The organism is Pseudoalteromonas sp. TAP-3C (genome assembly GCF_059888565.1).
In genome coordinates this window covers 1,857,229-1,874,466 of sequence record NZ_CM187618.1, presented here as the reverse complement: position 1 = coordinate 1,874,466, position 17,238 = coordinate 1,857,229, and the positions used below count along the sequence as shown (strand labels likewise).

13 protein-coding genes, 2 tRNA genes and 1 pseudogene are annotated in these 17,238 nt (G+C 41.3%); 9 read left to right on the top strand and 7 right to left on the bottom strand.

What is annotated here, in order from left to right; genetic code table 11:
• Positions 1-11: 11 nt before the first annotated feature.
• Together AC6H44_RS08795 and AC6H44_RS08790 are read left to right on the top strand one after the other, a co-directional pair.
• The gene (locus tag AC6H44_RS08795; RefSeq protein ID WP_500735109.1) at positions 12-740 is read left to right on the top strand and encodes a tyrosine-protein phosphatase; all 729 of its coding nucleotides are present in this window, start codon (positions 12-14) and stop codon (positions 738-740) included.
• Positions 733-1,446 (top strand): VpsP family polysaccharide biosynthesis protein, encoded by a 714-nt coding sequence (locus AC6H44_RS08790; protein ID WP_500735108.1) that lies wholly within the window; start codon positions 733-735, stop codon positions 1,444-1,446. The genes AC6H44_RS08795 and AC6H44_RS08790 overlap by 8 nt, the downstream gene beginning before the upstream one ends.
• 511 nt (positions 1,447-1,957) lie before the next feature.
• Here the strand turns inward: AC6H44_RS08790 and AC6H44_RS08785 are convergent.
• The gene (locus AC6H44_RS08785) at positions 1,958-2,989 is read right to left on the bottom strand and encodes an IS110 family RNA-guided transposase (RefSeq protein ID WP_500735107.1); all 1,032 of its coding nucleotides are present in this window, start codon (positions 2,987-2,989) and stop codon (positions 1,958-1,960) included.
• Between the two features lie 442 nt (positions 2,990-3,431).
• Positions 3,432-4,745 (bottom strand): annotated as a pseudogene (gene rsmF, locus AC6H44_RS08780) (16S rRNA (cytosine(1407)-C(5))-methyltransferase RsmF); the annotation flags it as partial.
• A gap of 88 nt (positions 4,746-4,833) precedes the next feature.
• Between rsmF and AC6H44_RS08775 the strand changes: the two are divergent.
• Complete coding sequence (locus AC6H44_RS08775) at positions 4,834-6,039, top strand: IS4 family transposase (RefSeq protein WP_500735106.1); 1,206 nt, start codon at positions 4,834-4,836, stop codon at positions 6,037-6,039.
• Here AC6H44_RS08775 and AC6H44_RS08770 read toward each other — a convergent pair.
• Complete coding sequence (locus AC6H44_RS08770) at positions 6,036-6,209, bottom strand: hypothetical protein (RefSeq protein WP_500738451.1); 174 nt, start codon at positions 6,207-6,209, stop codon at positions 6,036-6,038. The two genes, AC6H44_RS08775 and AC6H44_RS08770, sit on opposite strands and share 4 nt — an antisense overlap.
• Before the next feature lie 250 nt (positions 6,210-6,459).
• Between AC6H44_RS08770 and AC6H44_RS08765 the strand changes: the two genes are divergently transcribed.
• From AC6H44_RS08765 to prpF, 5 genes are all read left to right on the top strand, one after another.
• Positions 6,460-7,149, top strand: coding sequence for a GntR family transcriptional regulator (locus tag AC6H44_RS08765; RefSeq protein ID WP_500735105.1), 690 nt, complete (start codon positions 6,460-6,462; stop codon positions 7,147-7,149).
• Between the two features lie 85 nt (positions 7,150-7,234).
• Positions 7,235-8,113 carry a methylisocitrate lyase gene (gene prpB, locus AC6H44_RS08760; RefSeq protein ID WP_500735104.1) on the top strand — a complete coding sequence of 293 codons (879 nt, stop codon included), beginning with the start codon at positions 7,235-7,237 and terminating at the stop codon, positions 8,111-8,113.
• Positions 8,114-8,138: 25 nt separating this feature from the next.
• Positions 8,139-9,263, top strand: coding sequence for a bifunctional 2-methylcitrate synthase/citrate synthase (prpC, locus tag AC6H44_RS08755; protein ID WP_500735103.1), 1,125 nt, complete (start codon positions 8,139-8,141; stop codon positions 9,261-9,263).
• A 127-nt stretch (positions 9,264-9,390) separates the two neighbouring features.
• The gene (gene acnD / locus AC6H44_RS08750) at positions 9,391-12,000 is read left to right on the top strand and encodes a Fe/S-dependent 2-methylisocitrate dehydratase AcnD (RefSeq protein ID WP_500735102.1); all 2,610 of its coding nucleotides are present in this window, start codon (positions 9,391-9,393) and stop codon (positions 11,998-12,000) included.
• Positions 12,001-12,012: 12 nt separating this feature from the next.
• A complete protein-coding gene (gene prpF, locus AC6H44_RS08745) occupies positions 12,013-13,185 on the top strand; it encodes a 2-methylaconitate cis-trans isomerase PrpF (RefSeq protein ID WP_500735101.1) in 1,173 nt (390 codons plus the stop codon).
• Positions 13,186-13,255: 70 nt separating this feature from the next.
• On the opposite strand, the gene AC6H44_RS08740 is transcribed toward prpF, so the two are convergent.
• Positions 13,256-14,158, bottom strand: coding sequence for a substrate-binding periplasmic protein (locus AC6H44_RS08740; protein ID WP_500735100.1), 903 nt, complete (start codon positions 14,156-14,158; stop codon positions 13,256-13,258).
• Between the two features lie 195 nt (positions 14,159-14,353).
• Here AC6H44_RS08740 and AC6H44_RS08735 point away from each other — a divergent pair, with 195 nt between their 5' ends.
• The gene (locus AC6H44_RS08735; RefSeq protein ID WP_500735099.1) at positions 14,354-15,277 is read left to right on the top strand and encodes a hypothetical protein; all 924 of its coding nucleotides are present in this window, start codon (positions 14,354-14,356) and stop codon (positions 15,275-15,277) included.
• A 97-nt stretch (positions 15,278-15,374) separates the two neighbouring features.
• Here the strand turns inward: AC6H44_RS08735 and AC6H44_RS08730 are convergent, their stop codons facing one another.
• The 3 genes from AC6H44_RS08730 to AC6H44_RS08720 all read right to left on the bottom strand — a co-directional run bounded on the left by AC6H44_RS08730 (position 15,375) and on the right by AC6H44_RS08720 (position 17,227).
• On the bottom strand, positions 15,375-16,148 hold the full coding sequence (locus AC6H44_RS08730; RefSeq protein ID WP_500735098.1) for a transporter substrate-binding domain-containing protein: 774 nt from the start codon (positions 16,146-16,148) through the stop codon (positions 15,375-15,377).
• Between the two features lie 683 nt (positions 16,149-16,831).
• Positions 16,832-16,908 (bottom strand) — tRNA-Val (locus AC6H44_RS08725).
• A 242-nt stretch (positions 16,909-17,150) separates the two neighbouring features.
• Positions 17,151-17,227: transfer RNA gene (locus AC6H44_RS08720), tRNA-Val, on the bottom strand.
• Between the last annotated feature and the right edge of the window lie 11 nt (positions 17,228-17,238).

Genomic DNA, 17,238 nt, shown 5'->3' with positions numbered 1-17,238 from the left:
TAAGTTAATTTATGATTGATATTCATACGCATATTTTGCCGGGTATTGATGATGGCGCTAAAGAGTTAACTGACTCTTTAGCGCTTTTAACATTAGCGCAAAACGATGGCATTACCCATATGGTGGCAACACCGCATATTCATTTAGGTCGGTTTAATAATAAAATTGAGCAAATTTACGCCGATTTAAATAATTTAAAGCAGCAAGCGCTAGCGCATGGCATTAAGATTAAATTAGCCGCAGCTGCCGAGGTACGGCTAGATGTAGAGCTTATGGCTTTGGTTATGGCAAATAAACTGCCTTTTATTGGTAAAATAGCCAATAAAAATGTGTTGCTATTAGAATTACCGCATTCGCACATGCCACAAGGCTACGATAAGTTTATACAGTGGCTTGATAAACAAAACATTCGGGTTATTATTGCGCACCCAGAGCGCAACCGAGATATTCAGTCAAACTTTTATTACGTTGAGCACTTAAAGCAGTTAGGCTGCGATTTTCAACTAACAGCGTCAAGTATTGAAGGCGAGTGGGGCGAAAGCGCGCATAGCATAGCGTTACACATGCTTAAAGATGGGTTAGTGAGCTATGTTGCTTCTGACGCTCATTCGGTTAAACGCCGCCCGCCTATTTTAAGCCAAGCAAAAAATACTGTAGCGCAATTAATAGGTGAAGAGCAGGCTAGGGCGCTTTTTGTAACTAACCCACTTAAATTAACCGAGTGCTTATTTAATGACTAAATTAAATAGGGGTAAAGTAGCTCTTGCTGTTTTTTTAGCCATAATAGCGCTAGTAATTGCTTATACCAGTATGCAAAGCATGCGTGCCAATGCGTGGTACTTTAATGCACTTAATATTGTCAATGAGTCGGATGGCGGTTTATCTGGTTCAAAACTTCAAGCGGCAGAAAATGCGATAACTTTAGCAACCAATATGGATCCTGATCATCCTCATTATTGGCATTTTTTAGCCCACATAAAAATGTTAGGGTTAGCGGGTACTGATACGACATCTGCTAAGCAAACAGAGTATGTACAGCAAACGTATCAACAAACGGAGCAGGCGCTGTTAAAGTCGCTTGCGCTTAGGCAAACGTGGGCTCAAACGTGGGTTGCATTAGCGCAGGTGGTGAGCTTTCAAGAAGGCCCAACGGAACGTGTATATGGCTATATTCAACGGGCTAAAAAAGTAGGGCCTTATAAGTTAGATGTACATTTAGGCATTATTCAAATTGCGTTAATGCATTGGAGTGATTTACCACCAAGCTATAAAGCGCTTTATGTGAATGAGCTTAAGCTAGCCTCTAAGTACGGTTATAATTTTTTTAAAGTATTTAGTATGGCTGAGCAGATGAATCGTTTGCCAATAGTGTGTTTATCGCTGCAATTTGGTGCTCATTATGAAGCGATTAGAGACACATATATGTTTAAAAAATATTGTGGGTAAAATACGAGCTTCGGGTGGCGGGCAACGGGCAACGAGCTTCGAGCGACGGGTTCCACTGAAAAAACCTCGGCGTTAACCTAATTCTTAGGCGGGAGTTTACCTCGCGCATGAAGCGCAGCTTCAAAATATTAAAATCAAATAAAAACGCGGGGTAAACCCGCTGCTACAAATTTATTTAACCCTGGCGTAGCAGCGACTTTACCTCGCGCATGAAGCGTAGCTTCAAAATATTAGAATCAAATAAAAACGCGGGGTAAACCCGCTTATATGGACTCCTCCAATTGCACAAGCCTTTTTTGCATTAAGATGATGTGATTGCGTGCTTATATACGGGCTCTAATGAGGCGCTACCTCGGCCACTTTGATGTTTTCGCGCCCTTGTGCCTTATCTGCTACACGGTATCTTTGTACACTAGCGGGTTTTCAGGCTCTCAAGGGTGGGTCTCACCACTAAATGCTCTATCTTGGCTTGTTCAATTCTTCTACTTACTTATTTTTTTATTGTTTTATTTTATGCTGTCAGTAATGTTGGTTCATAGCTCGTTCCATTTTTAAGTAAGGCATAGGCTGTTCGCATTGTTTTGTTTGCTAGTGCAATAGCGGTGCACTTGACACCTTTTCTTATCAAAAGGCTTTTTATCCATCGTTCTTTTTCAGTCGTGGCCTCTCTGCTTTTTAATTTACTCACTATCGAGCGAGCGCCTAAAAATAGATTTCGCCTTAATGCACCCCCTCGTCTTTTGGGTATGCGGCCTATCTTTGCTTTACCACCTGTCGAATGCTGTAATGGTGTCACTCCTGCACACGCTGCAGCACCTCTTGCGTCACAAAACTGTGATGTATTGCCTAAAAAAGACAGGAGCTCGATAGCTGTGATTGGGCCTACCCCTTCGAGTGCCATTAAGCGTTGACAGCCATCATTGTGTTTCGCAATACGCTCTATTTGTTTTTGCAACTCTACTTTATTGTCGCATTGCTGTTTATAAAGAGCGTAACTCAGCGCGAGCGCATGTTTTAGTTCTAGCGGCAGTGCATTTTCATCATCTTCCAAAATATCCGGTATGGCTGCTTTAAATGCGGCTTCGCTTTGGTTAATCACAATACCAAACTCAAGAAGTAAACCACGTATTTGGTTTGATAATTGAATTTTTTGTTTATCTGCTAGCGCTCGAACCTTGCTAAGTGACTGTAAAGCCTGCTCTTCAATGGTAAGAATTTTACATGAGCGAACATTGGGGGCTCGACTAGCAACGGCGATTGCGATTGCATCGTTTGCATCTGTTTTTTGGCCTTGTCTAAATGCTTTAACAAATAAAGGGTCAAGCAACATGACTTCATGACCAAAGGATTGCGCTGTGCGTGCAAAATACTGTGCGCTTGCGCATGCCTCCATTGCAACAACTGATGGTTTTGCTTTAACTAATAACTCAAGTAATGCTTGGCGGTTAACTGCTTTATTAGATTTGAGTTTATTGCCTTGAAACTGCGCTACTTGGAAAATGTTTTTTGCTAAATCAATAGCAATTAAATTAGACTGTGTCATGTATGGACTCCTTATTGGGTAAAAGATTTTTTGCAACTTCTTTATACCGTACTCTCCCGTTAATGGGGAGGAGTCCATACATCTGCTACAAGTTTATTTAACCCTGGCGTAGCAGCGACTTTATGTCGCGTCATTAGTAAATCCGTAGGCGGTAGTTTACCTCGCGCATGTTTTTGAATTAGGCTCGTAACCCGACTCCCGAAGCCCGTTAACTTTTGCCTAGATAAAAAAAGACCCAGAGCTATAAGAACTCTGGGTTATAGAGGGGCCCATGTGTGAGCCCTGCGCTAACTAAAGTACTTTCAAATCCTAGGGAGAAGAAGAAAGTTATATAAGTATAGCCAAAAGCTTAAAAAACACACAATTTTGTTTATTTTTTATACTGCAGTAATTACAGTGATTTACATTTGTTACTCACATTTTATACGCTTTTATTCTTTGCTTACTCCCAGTTTATTAACTGCGTATTTTGTACTAAATCGCGTGGTAGTGAGTTTTTAACTTTATTTTTTTGCCATTTACCTAAACCAATTGGGCAACCGCATAAAGTGAGTATTACTTCACCACTGGCTTTGGTTGGCTCTGCAAGGCGTATATCTTTACCGGTAAAATAATCGTTAGCTTGTTGATTGCTCAGTGCTAACACATTGCTTTTACATTGCTTACCAAATACGGTGGCAAATTCGTGAGCAAGGCGCACGCCATTTTTATGAATAACCCCAATTTGAATACCCAAGCGCGCATATTTTATTTTGCTTTGTATTGCCTCAAATTCATCAGGAAATAACCACAGTTCTTTGTCGCGGTGCATTAATTTGCCAGGCAAGTGCGTTAAACTAAATTGCTTTTTAAGCATGCTTATAAATTCATCACTTTGCTTTTTATCAAAGTGGTTAAACGGAAATGCGCCTTTTTTAATTTTTTGCGTTTGGTTTTCACAGCTACTGTGTTTTTTAAATTTAGCGATAAAAAAGCCTTCGCTGTCGAAAGTTTGTGGCCACACGTGTAAGTAGCCTTCTGCTGTGGTGGCTTTATCGGCACCAGGAAAAAGATCACTTAAAGACTCTGGTGAAATGTACTGACCAAACTCTTCAAGTAAAGCGTTACACACTTGCTGATTTTCGAGCGGGGTTAAGGTACAGGTTGAATACACCAACGTTCCACCAGGTTTAAGTGCATAAAATGCACTTTTAATAAGATTTATTTGTACTTTAGCAATATTAATGTTTGATTCTATAGACCAATTTTTAAGGGCATCAGGGTCTTTACGTACCGTGCCTTCACCTGAGCAAGGGGCATCAAGCAAAATACTATCGAAGCACTCAAACATGTAATTACCAAAAACCACGCCATCAAAATGCGAGAGCGCACAATTGCCCACGCCCATACGTTTTAAGGTGGCGCTGAGTACTTTTAGGCGTGACGACGACAGCTCATTGGCCACTAGTACACCTTGGTTGTTCATAAGTGCGGCAAGTTGTGAGGTTTTTGAACCCGGTGCCGAGGCCATATCAAGCACCGTTTGGCTGGTTTGCAAGCTTTGTTTAAGTGCCATTGGTGGCAGCATTGAGCTTGCCTCTTGCACGTACATAGCACCGCTTAGGTGTAAGTCGGTATTGCCAAGCGCTAGGTTTTGCTCCTCATCACTTGGGCGCACTAACCAAAAACCTTCATCACACCAAGGAATAGCGGTTAGTTGCCAGTTTTTTTGAGCCGCTTGGTGTTTAAATTCTTTAACACTCATTTTTAATGCTGACGAATCCCCACAAAATAAAAATTAATGGTAGACTCTCATGATTATTTGTGATCAAATTTTTTCACTATAAAAAAACTCACTCATAATCATGAAAGCCACCGAAATATTACACAAAGATATTGCCATTGCCTACCCTGAAATTCATAAAACACGTTTAAATACAGTCTTTACGTTTGTTAACTCAGGCTTGCGTGACCAGCGCGTTACTGTCACTTACCTAGGCCGCGGATTAAAATCATTTTCTAATACCGATAAAAAACATGATATTAAACGCGCAGACCGTTTGATTGGTAATGCTAACCTGCATCAAGAACGTCTTTGTTTCTATGAACATATGACCGAATGCTTAGTAGGCCAGCAACAACACCCACTTATTATCGTTGACTGGTCACCTATTAATGGCGGCGAAATATTTCAAGTGCTCAGGGCAAGCATACCAATGGGGGGAAGAGCGTTAACGCTCTATGAAAAAGTGTATCCTGAAAGCGAATTAAATACCGAAGCGGCTCATCAACACTTACTCGATAGCTTGGCACAGTGTTTACCTGCAGATTGTCAGCCTATTATTTTATCTGATGCTATTTTTAGAACGCCATGGTTTAAAGCCATAGAAGATAAAGGCTGGTATTGGCTTGGGCGCGTCAGAGGCAATGTGACCTTATCTAGCGACCTTGAGACATGGCGAAATTGTAAATCATGGTTTGAGCAAGCAACAGATAAACCACACCTTCTGACACAGATTTACTACGGAAAAACAGTTCGTTTCGCGTGCCAAGGTGTTTTGTTTAGAGGGAAAAACAAGGGACGTAAAAAAATCAAAAAACGGGGTGGGCAATCTCAATGTACAACGGTTAAATACCAACAACAAAAGGCCAAAGAGCCTTGGCTACTTGTGTTTAATTTACCTACACAATTTACAGATAAGCCTCAACGGATTGTGACTTTATATAAACAACGTATGCAAATAGAAGAAAGTTTCAGAGACACTAAGAATGCAAAACTTGGCATTAGTTTAGCCTTTGCAAATTCAAGAAGCGCAGAAAGGTTTGATAATTTATTGCTCATAGCGGCGTTAATGTTGTTTGTCTTATGGTGCATAGGGTACACCGTGTCGGCACAACAAGGGGATGCGGCATTACAAGCGAATACAGAGAAAAAACGACGAGTATTGTCCTATATTTATCTTGGCAAAGAAGTGGTTGATGATCCTAGGTATGAGCCTGATGGGCAGTTCATTATTTATGTGTATAGCCAGTTGTCACTTCTGACTATACAAATTGATAATTTAGGCTAAATTCGTGGGGATCTCTCAGTTTTTAATGTATTAACGCGAACTGATTTACGCAGTGGGCGACGACATGCATGTATAAAGTCACTTAAGCTTAGGTGCTCAGGCAGGTAGGTTTTTACGTCGTCAATAAATTGCTTGGGAATATAAGTGTTAGCGTCCACGGTTTGACTCATACAATAAAATTAAAGCAGCATAATAGCATTTTTAACGCGATTTTTCAGTTTAAAGAGTAAATTAGAATAATCACCAAGTGTCGACAGTTTGCTATTGATAAAGCCATTTTTAGCAAATTTATGCTACTAAAGTTTAATAATGTCGACATATTGTTGCTTTTTTATGCGTTTAAAGGCGTTTTAGGGTTGACAGTGCTGGTTAATAAGCACATAGTTGAACCATAAATTGTCGACAATATAAAATTATTTTATGACCCAACACTTTTCAAACAACACCGCAGTGACCACCGCTTCAGATAAAGTGTTTGTAGATATGCGCCGCGAAATTGTAGAGGGCAGCATTGCACAAGGCAGTAAAATATCTGAGCCTGAACTTGCAAAGCGTTATGGTGTAAGCCGTGCAACCCTCAGAGAAGCACTTAACCGTTTAGAAAGTTGCTACTTGGTAGAGCGTAAAGCCAACATTGGTTGTCGCGTTGTAGCGTTAACCGCAGAGCGTTTAATTGAAGTATACCAAGTTCGCAGTGCGCTTGAAGGACTTGCATGTCGGCTTGCTGCCGACAATATGGAACCAAATGAAGTACAAGGCTTGAAACAGTTACTGAATCAGCATTTACACACCCAACGTGTAAAAGAAGGTGAGTCGTACTATCAAGAGGCGGGCGATTTAGACTTTCACTATCGGATTATTAAAGGCAGTAAAAACGCCCATTTAATTCATTTGCTATGCGATGATCTATACCAGTTAATAAGAATGTACCGTGTGCAAATGGGCATGGTTGGGCCGCGCGTATCTAAAGCGTTTGACGAGCATTTAGCGATTATTAACGCCATAGAAAATCATGATGGTGAGCTGGCCGAAATGCTTATGAAGCGCCATATAAGCGCATCGCAAGCCAACATACAAACAAAATTTAATTTGCATGCCGGGCAAAATTAATGCGCCGATCAGTAAAAACGTCATATTAAACAATTAAAAATACTAAGTTGCCAAAGAGCAGCCCCGTTCAAGTTAGGAGAAGGTAATGTCAGCAGGACTAAAATTTAAACAGGCAATTGCTAATAACCGCCCACTGCAAGTGGTGGGAACCATTAATGCGTATACCGCGATGATGGCTGAAAAAATGGGTCATCAGGCTATTTATTTATCGGGTGCGGGTGTGGCTAATGCCTCATTTGGTATGCCTGATTTAGGCATGACCAGCCTCGATAACGTACTTGAAGACATTCGCCGTATTACTGGCGCCAGTGATTTACCGCTATTAGTAGATGCCGATACAGGCTGGGGTGGGGCGTTTAATATTGCCCGTACTGTTAAAGAAATGACTAAAGCCGGTGCGGCGGGTTTTCATATTGAAGACCAAGTGGCACAAAAGCGCTGCGGCCATCGTCCTAATAAAGAAATTGTTACTCAAGCGGAAATGGTTGACCGTATTAAAGCGGCGGTAGATGCAAAAACCGATAGCGATTTTTATATTATGGCGCGTACTGATGCGTTTCAAAAAGAAGGCTTAAATGCAGCAATAGACCGTGCTGCTGCCTGTGTTGAAGCGGGTGCAGATGCCATTTTTGCAGAAGCCGTTCACGACCTTGCTGATTACCAAGCATTTACCAAAGCGATAAATGTCCCGGTTTTAGCCAACATTACCGAATTTGGCCAAACGCCTATTTACACTAAAGAGCAGTTAAGCGATGTAGGTGTTGAAATGGTGCTTTACCCATTAAGTGCATTTAGAGCGATGAATAAAGCGGCGTTAAATGTGTATTCAGCTATTTTAAATGAAGGCTCACAACAAAGCCAAATCGAAAACATGCAAACACGTGCTGAGCTTTACGACTTTTTAGATTATCACTCATACGAAAATACACTCGATAACCTTTTCTCAGCAAAATCTGACAAATAATAAAAAATTCAACAGGAGATAAATCATGGTAGATAAAGCATTAGGCGGCGCAGGACTTCGCGGACAAGTAGCAGGGCAAACTGCATTATGTACGGTAGGACAAACCGGTTCTGGTTTAACGTATTGTGGTTACGACATTAGCGAGCTGGCAGAAAAAGCCCAGTTTGAAGAAGTGTCGTTTTTACTTTCGCGCGGTGAGTTACCTACAGCAAGCGAGTTGGCAGAGTATAAAGCTAAACTTAAAAGCCTGCGCGGTTTACCCGCTGCACTAAAAACAGTGCTTGAGAACATTCCAAAAGACGCGCACCCAATGGATGTTATGCGTACCGGTTGCTCTATGCTGGGTAACCTTGAAATGGAAAATGACTTTAGCGAAGCAAACGATGCGATTGACCGCATGGTGGCCATTTTCCCAAGTATTATTTGTTATTGGTATCGGTTTACTCATGATGGTGTGCGTATTGAAACGCAAACTGATGACGACTCAGTAGGTGCACACTTTTTAACGCTACTACACGATAAAGCGCCAAGCGAATTATTTGCCCAAGTAATGAATGTATCGCTTATTTTGTACGCCGAGCATGAATTTAATGCCTCAACCTTTACCGGTCGTGTGTGTGCATCCACCTTATCTGATATTCACTCATGTGTTACCGGTGCAATTGGCACGTTACGTGGCCCACTGCATGGGGGTGCTAACGAAGCCGCCATGGATTTAATTGAAGGCTTTACCAGTGTTGACCAAGCAGAAGATGCACTAATGGGTATGCTTGAGCGTAAAGATAAAATTATGGGCTTTGGCCATGCAATTTACCGCGAGTCAGATCCACGTAACGTGATCATTAAAAAGTGGTCTGAAAAGCTAGCAGCCGAAGTGGGCGACAATGTGCTTTACCCTGTATCTGTTCGTTGTGAAGAAGTGATGTGGCGTGAGAAAAAGTTATTTTGTAATGCCGATTTCTTCCATGCATCGGCGTACCACTTTATGGGTATTCCTACTAAGCTATTTACGCCTATCTTTGTAATGAGCCGTGTAACCGGCTGGACCGCACACGTAAAAGAGCAACGTGCCAATAACCGTATTATTCGCCCAAGCGCTGATTACACAGGGCCAGATGCGCGTAGCTACACGCCAATTGAATCAAGATAAATATATAGTCTATACAAAGGTGAGTCACCAACTCACCTTTTACGGCTTTAGCAAATTATGCAAACAATACACCTTCAAATCTAAAGCCTTTCTTGATTAACCCCGTCACCAAATTAGCGAATTTATTATGACCATTATTAATAACACCCAATACCGTAAGCCTCTACCAGGCTCAAATGTTGATTACTACGACACTCAAGCCGCTGTTGATACGATTAAACCAGGCGCTTACGCTACACTGCCTTATAGCTCGCGGGTATTTGCTGAAAACTTAGTTCGGCGCTGTGACCCGGCAATGCTTACTGATGCGCTGAGCCAAATAATTGAGCGAAAACAAGATTTAGATTTTCCGTGGTATCCGGCACGGGTTGTGTGCCATGACATTTTAGGGCAAACCGCACTGGTTGATTTAGCTGGCCTGCGTGACGCTATTGCTGCAAAAGGCGGCGATCCTGCTAAGGTAAATCCCGTTGTGCCAACGCAGTTAATTGTTGATCACTCGTTAGCGGTAGAGCACGCAGGGTTTGATCCCGATGCCTTTGAAAAAAACCGCGCAATAGAAGACAGACGCAACGATGACCGTTTTCATTTTATAAACTGGACTAAAACGGCGTTTAAAAATATTGATGTGATCCCGCCGGGCAATGGCATTATGCATCAAATTAACCTTGAAAAAATGTCACCAGTGATTCAAAACCGTGACGGCATTGCTTTTCCCGATACGCTAGTAGGAACCGACAGCCACACGCCACACGTTGATGCCTTGGGCGTTATTGCCGTAGGTGTGGGCGGCCTTGAAGCCGAAAGCGTGATGCTTGGGCGCGCCTCTTACATTCGCCTCCCTGATATTGTGGGTGTTGAACTTACCGGCATTCGTCAGCCCGGTATTACCGCAACCGATATAGTACTAGCTATTACTGAGTTTTTGCGTGAACAACGGGTGGTATCGACTTACCTTGAATTTTACGGTGAAGGGGCTGATGCATTAACGCTTGGCGACAGAGCCACTATTTCAAACATGACCCCAGAATTTGGTGCAACGGCGGCTATGTTTTACATAGACGATAAAACCATTGATTACTTGCGTTTAACCGGGCGTGATGAAGATCAAATTACTCTAGTAGAAAACTATGCTAAAACAGCGGGTTTATGGAGCGATAGCTTAAAAACCGCGCAATATGATCGCGTACTTAAATTTGATCTATCAAGCGTAGGACGCAACATTGCAGGCCCTTCAAATCCGCATCGCCGTGTATCTACTAGCGATTTAGCGGCGCAAGGTATTTCTGGTGTGGTTGAAAATGAAGAAGGCTTAATGCCAGATGGCGCCTGTATCATCGCCGCTATTACCAGCTGTACTAATACCAGTAATCCGCGAAATGTGATTGCAGCTGCTTTGTTAGCACGCAATGCAAATGCCAAAGGATTAACCCGTAAGCCGTGGGTTAAAACCTCACTGGCACCAGGTTCTAAAGCGGTGCAATCGTACCTTGAAGATGCAAATTTACTGTCTGAACTGGAACAGATCGGTTTTGGTATTGTGGGTTTTGCCTGTACTACCTGTAACGGCATGAGTGGCGCGCTGGATCCCAAAATTCAACAAGAAGTGATTGACCGTGATCTATATGCAACGGCTGTGCTCTCGGGTAACCGTAACTTTGATGGCCGTATTCATCCGTATGCTAAGCAAGCGTTTTTAGCGTCGCCACCGCTCGTGGTTGCGTATGCAATTGCCGGTACCATTCGGTTTGATATAGAAAAAGATATTTTAGGGCAAGATCAGCAAGGTAACGATGTAACGCTTAAAGATTTATGGCCATCTGATGAAGAAATAGATGCAGTTATTAAGCAAAGTGTTAAGCCAGAACAGTTTAGAAAAGTTTACGAGCCAATGTTTAACTTAACCGTTGATTACGGCGAAGATAACGACCCATTATATGATTGGCGCCCAGAGAGTACCTATATTCGCCGCCCACCATATTGGGAAGGCGCATTGGCAGGTGAGCGCAGTATGACAGGTATGCGCGCATTGGCCGTACTTGGCGATAACATTACAACCGATCACTTATCACCTTCTAATGCAATTATGGCCAGCAGTGCCGCTGGTGAATATTTAATTAAAATGAAGGTACCAGAAGAAGATTTTAATTCTTACGCAACGCACCGAGGCGATCATTTAACAGCGCAGCGTGCCACGTTTGCTAACCCTAAATTGCTAAACGAAATGGTGATTGACGAAAATGGGGAAGTGAAGCAGGGCTCGTACGCACGCATTGAGCCAGAGGGTGAAAACACCCGTATGTGGGAAGCCATTGAAACCTATATGCAGCGTAAACAACCGTTAATTATTGTAGCAGGCGCTGATTACGGCCAAGGCTCGTCGCGCGATTGGGCAGCAAAAGGGGTAAGGCTTGCTGGTGTGCAGGTTATTGCCGCAGAAGGGTTTGAACGTATTCACCGTACTAACTTAATTGGTATGGGTGTATTACCGCTTGAATTTAAACCAGGCACTACGCGTAAAACACTTAACCTTGATGGTAGCGAAAGCTACGATGTTAAGGGCGAACCAACACCCGGCGCAACCCTAGAGCTTGTTATTACCCGTAAAAATGGCGAGGTATTAACTGTACCAATGAAATGTCGGCTTGATACCCAAGAAGAGCTTTCTATTTATGCCGCGGGCGGTGTGTTACAACGTTTTGCACAAGACTTTTTAGAAGCTACGCAAGCATCATAAGGATATACATTCATGTTTAAACCACAAACTAAAGTGCCAGCCACCTATATGCGCGGCGGCACCAGTAAAGGAGTGTTTTTTAATTTAACTGATTTACCTGAGCCTGCCCAAGTGGCAGGTGAAGCGCGCGATAATTTATTATTGCGCGTTATTGGTAGCCCAGATGCATACGGTAAACAAACCGATGGCATGGGCGGGGCAACCTCAAGCACCAGTAAAACGGTGATTTTGAGTAAAAGTGAACAGCCCGATCATGATGTTGATTATTTATTTGGCCAAGTTGCTATTGATAAAGCGTTTGTAGATTACAGTGGCAACTGCGGAAACTTAACCTCTGCTGTGGGCGCATTTGCGATAAGCAATGGGCTAGTTGATAAAAGCAGAGTGCCTGATAATGGCATTGCTATTGTGCGTGTTTGGCAGGCAAATATTAAAAAAAGCATTTTAGTACATGTACCTATGAGCGATGGTGAAGTACAAGAAACCGGTGACTTTGAACTCGATGGTGTAACGTTTCCTGCCGCTGAGGTAAAGCTTGAGTTTGTAGATCCCGCAGACGGCGACGGTGCGTTATTTCCAACAGGCAATGTGGTTGATGATTTAGAAGTACCCGGAGTCGGTATTTTAAAAGCCACTATGATCAACGCAGGCATTCCCACTATTTTTGTAAACGCCGCTGATATTGGTTACAGCGGTACTGAGCTACAAGATGATATAAACGCTGATGAAGCGGCATTAACAAAGCTTGAAACTATTCGTGCTTATGGCGCAGTTAAAATGGGCTTAATTAATACTATTAATGAAGCGCAAGCACGCCAACACACACCTAAAGTGGCGTTTGTGGCCCCTGCAAAAAGCTATAAAGCTTCCAGCGGCAAACAAATCAATGCAAGCGATATTGACTTATTAGTGCGTGCTATGTCGATGGGTAAGTTACATCATGCGATGATGGGCACTGCGGCCGTTGCTATTGGCATAGCTGGCGCGATTGAAGGTACCTTAGTTAATGCAGCCGCTGGTGGCGGGGCTATTAATGAGGTAAATTTTGGTCACCCATCGGGTACATTAAAAGTAGGCGCACAGGCCGTTTTAAACAATGGCCAGTGGCTAATTAGCAAAGCGAGTATGAGCCGCAGCGCCCGTGTATTAATGGAGGGGTGGGTAAGAGTTCCCTTTGATTTCTAGACATTGTATGTAAAAGCTGATGCTTAGCGAGCATTAGCTTTAAATTTACCACTTATTTTAAAACGAGTCGTTAATTACCAAGGTTATAACACTGTTGTTTTTTGCTGTTTATAAAGCTTTCAAAGAGGTTTTTATTATGCATATTTGCAATTTCTGCGTTGATATCACTTAATATAGATTGCCATTGGGGGGTACTTTTACTGATTTCATAGTACAAGGCTTTATATTCTATACTGGGGGTTAATGCGACAAGGGCATTTAATATCATTTTTTTATTTCGATTTGATATAAGTGATTTATAAATACTGGCTTTGAGCACTTCTAAATCGGCAACAATAAGCTCAACGCGGCCGTTTAAAAGTAAGTGAATAAGCTGATATTCACTATTTGCAACAATGGTTTTTATTTCGCCTTGCTCAATTAATTCATCTAAATCTTTACTGTTTTTATATGAACGTACTACACCTATTACTCTGTTTTTTACAGAGGCAATACTGCCATCATAGTCAATTTTATTCCCTTTTAGTGCTACAAATGATAAATCGCCACCGGGGAGAGGTTCTGACAACGCCAATAATTGATTGCGTGTTTTTGTTAAAATATTTTGAGATATGACTTTATCGCTAATAAAGTATTCAGGGAATAGTATGTCGGCTTTACCTAATTCAGCTTCTCGTACTGCACGAGCCCAAGGGTAAAATTCAATATGCACGCCGTAGCCTTTTTTTACTAACATGCCAACGGTAAGCTGATATAGCCAGCCTTTATTGCATAACGTATCGTCTATGTAAGGCGGCCAATTGAGGGTAACTAAACGCAGTACAGTATCGGCTTTTAAGTTGTAACCATAACCACTTTTATATTTCACCCCAGGTATCGTTATGTTTTTATTCTCAACTGTGTAGGTGACTGGCACAGGCTCTGCGTAAGTAAAAAATGAAACGAGTATGGCAACGGCTAAAAATATTCTCATAGGGGTAATGCATTTTTATCTTTAATGTTAAGTCTAGTGATTTATTTGAAATAAACAACTTAATAAATGTTTGCGTTCAAAATTTTTGACTTCCAATAATTAAACATAGCCTTAAAAAGCAATAACTATTACCATGTAAATGCAGGTAATTTAATCGTTTATTTACCTACTTAACAATTACTAGAGGGAACTTTTATGGCTAATAAGCCAATAAGTGAAGAGAATCCGTTTGCTAATTTATCTGATGTGCAGTGCCTGCAAATTCAGAATTGGTATCAAAAGCATATTTCTTTAACTTTAAACACATTGCTTAAAGGCAGTAAGTCTGCTCATGTAATAGAAGGCACACTAGAAAGCGCTTTGAGCAAGGCATTAACGCAAAGTAAACAGCTCACTACGTATACGTGCGATGGTGGTTCGAATATAAAATTAAAACATGCCAGTGTACTGACTGAACTTAAAGACACACGTGATTTATTTTGTGGTGCGCAAGTCAAAATAAACAAGCTGGAACAAAAAATAACAACCAGTGCAGAAGAATTACAACTCCTAGAGATTGAAAAAAGTGCATTAAAATTAGAAGTACGTAGCCTAAAGCAGCGCTTAAACCATGTGTTATCGCGGTTAGAATCACAAGGTGTCTCATTTCAAAAAAGTCATTATGTAGGGCGTATATTGGTACAGGCTTTGCGGGCAAGTTTTGAAAATTGGCAACAAACTCCTTCAGGTAAATCTTATAAACACCATGATTTTTATAAACTTTTTCCACGAGTTTTGTATGCAAGCTTATTAAAAGAAATAGAAAAACTGCTAGGGGAGCGCGATTATAATCAAATTGAGCGTTCGTTAAGTGATTTTGTGTTTCTGCAAAAAGGCTCGCCAGTAGAGACTTGGCCAGATGAAGATCCAATATATGAAACACGATTAATTAACCAAAAGCAGTCTGAGCTTTTAATGAAATTAAGCGCTCATCATCAGCAGCGAAAAAACTTTACTACGTATCTAGAAAAGCGCCTTTCTAACACCGGGTTTACTCATAAACACAGTGATTTGCTGATGACGCTAGTTGAATTTGCTACAAATGATGAAAACAGTAAATTTTCTAGCCACTGCCATTAGCCATATACTTAAACCATCTTGAGGTGGCTTGGGTACAAATAATCAAGGCGCTTTATTTTATTATTTGAATTCAAATGTTTAATATGAAAACTGTGATTTAAAGGGTTTGCTGTTCAAGCCCTAGTTGTTTTAGTTTATTTGATAAATTGTTTTGTGCGAGTGCGTTTTTTGCCCATTTGTAAAGTGTATTTATATTTAAATGGTGTGTTGGACGAAGCAGTAATTGATGTTTATATGTTTGCGCAACCCGCTCAGATACAATCAATAAATGTTTACTGCTTGAGTTTTTACCGAAATATTGATTTAGGTAAGAGCGAGTAACAATAGCGCTATCGCTACGTTTATTTAATACTAATTCAATGCTTTTTTTATGATTGTTCAATAAGGTAATTTTATATTTGCTTTCAAGTATTTCAGGGTTACTTTCAAAATTAGCTAGCGGGTAATGGTAACCCCAAATTCCTACTATTGTTTTATCTTCCAAATTATTAAACCAGGCTTGTGACTTTGCAAACTGTTTTAAAGCAATAAAGACTTCGCTGTCTGTTGCTATGATAGGGGAGTTACTGATTGCATAGTTACCTTGAAGCCACCCCCAGTTTAAATTTTCAAAAAATACCGCATCGAATAAGCCTTGTTGATAATCTTTAAAGCGTCTAATGGGCGTAGTCAGTACCAATTCAAAATGATAGTCAGATTGTATACTATTAAGTTCAGTTATTAATTCGACGGTAAGACCTGAAGCACGACCGTCAATAATTTCTATATAGGGCGGAAACTCATAGCCACCTACTTTTACGATGGTTTTAGCTTGAACTTGGGCAATCAAGCTAAACAGCAATACGAACGAAATGGCTGCAAAAAATTTCATTGGGAAATCCTTTTTTGGAATATTTTTATATAACAAGTATAAGATAACCTATTAGCTGATAAAGTCTTAATGATAAAAAAATAAAAATTTCGAATTAATACTTTATCTGATGAGATTGGTACAACCGAGTGGATTTGAATCACCGACCTTTGGAGTGAGTGTTCAAGGGTAAAGTGTTGATGTTACTTAATGTGGGTGTTGATGTTACTTAATGTCGGGTGGCGCGGCTTCGCCACTTAACCGACCTACGCTCCCAACAATTAACGTAGGTTGGATAAGCCGGAGGCGTCATCCGACGATGTTGGATTATTCAATGCGTTATCTGATGAGATTGGTACAACCGAGTGGATTCGAACCACCGACTGCTGGACCGGGTGATCAAAAGTAGGGAGTGCTTTTTCTTGAGATATTTTTTTAGATTGGTACAACCGAGTGGATTCGAACCACCGACCCTTGGAGCGGGTGATCAAGAGTAGGGAGTGCTTTTTCTTGAGATATTTTTTAGATTGGTACAACCGAGTGGATTCGAACCACCGACCCTTGGAGCGGGTGATCAAGAGTAGGGAGTGCTTTTTCTTGAGATATTTTTTTAGATTGGTACAACCGAGTGGATTCGAACCACCGACCCTTGGAGCGGGTGATCAAGAGTAGGGAGTGCTTTTTCTTGAGATATTTTTTTAGATTGGTACAACCGAGTGGATTCGAACCACCGACCCCTACCATGTCAAGGTAGTGCTCTAACCAACTGAGCTACGGTTGTATAATTTGAAATTCTTAGTTTTTTTGGTACAACTGAGTGGATTCGAACCACCGACTGCTGGACCGGGTGATCAAGAGTGGGTAGTGCTTTTTATCTCAATGTACTTTCAATACATTATTTACTAAATTTTGGTACGACTGAGTGGATTCGAACCACCGACTGCTGGACCGGGTGATCAAGAGTAGGTAGTGCTTTTTCTCTCAATGTACTTTTATACTTTAAATACAGTAATTACTAAATTTTGGTACGACTGAGTGGATTCGAACCACCGACCCCTACCATGTCAAGGTAGTGCTCTAACCAACTGAGCTACAGTCGTACTATGCGTTA

Excerpts from the sequence above, each read along its gene's own strand:
- AC6H44_RS08795 (WP_500735109.1), top strand. The coding sequence starts at position 12 with ATGATTGATATTCATACGCATATTTTGCCGGGTATTGATGATGGCGCT.
- AC6H44_RS08790 (WP_500735108.1), top strand. The coding sequence starts at position 733 with ATGACTAAATTAAATAGGGGTAAAGTAGCTCTTGCTGTTTTTTTAGCC.
- AC6H44_RS08785 (WP_500735107.1), bottom strand. The coding sequence starts at position 2,989 with ATGACACAGTCTAATTTAATTGCTATTGATTTAGCAAAAAACATTTTC.
- AC6H44_RS08775 (WP_500735106.1), top strand. The coding sequence starts at position 4,834 with ATGAAAGCCACCGAAATATTACACAAAGATATTGCCATTGCCTACCCT.
- AC6H44_RS08770 (WP_500738451.1), bottom strand. The coding sequence starts at position 6,209 with ATGAGTCAAACCGTGGACGCTAACACTTATATTCCCAAGCAATTTATT.
- AC6H44_RS08765 (WP_500735105.1), top strand. The coding sequence starts at position 6,460 with ATGACCCAACACTTTTCAAACAACACCGCAGTGACCACCGCTTCAGAT.
- prpB (WP_500735104.1), top strand. The coding sequence starts at position 7,235 with ATGTCAGCAGGACTAAAATTTAAACAGGCAATTGCTAATAACCGCCCA.
- prpC (WP_500735103.1), top strand. The coding sequence starts at position 8,139 with ATGGTAGATAAAGCATTAGGCGGCGCAGGACTTCGCGGACAAGTAGCA.
- acnD (WP_500735102.1), top strand. The coding sequence starts at position 9,391 with ATGACCATTATTAATAACACCCAATACCGTAAGCCTCTACCAGGCTCA.
- prpF (WP_500735101.1), top strand. The coding sequence starts at position 12,013 with ATGTTTAAACCACAAACTAAAGTGCCAGCCACCTATATGCGCGGCGGC.
- AC6H44_RS08740 (WP_500735100.1), bottom strand. The coding sequence starts at position 14,158 with ATGAGAATATTTTTAGCCGTTGCCATACTCGTTTCATTTTTTACTTAC.
- AC6H44_RS08735 (WP_500735099.1), top strand. The coding sequence starts at position 14,354 with ATGGCTAATAAGCCAATAAGTGAAGAGAATCCGTTTGCTAATTTATCT.
- AC6H44_RS08730 (WP_500735098.1), bottom strand. The coding sequence starts at position 16,148 with ATGAAATTTTTTGCAGCCATTTCGTTCGTATTGCTGTTTAGCTTGATT.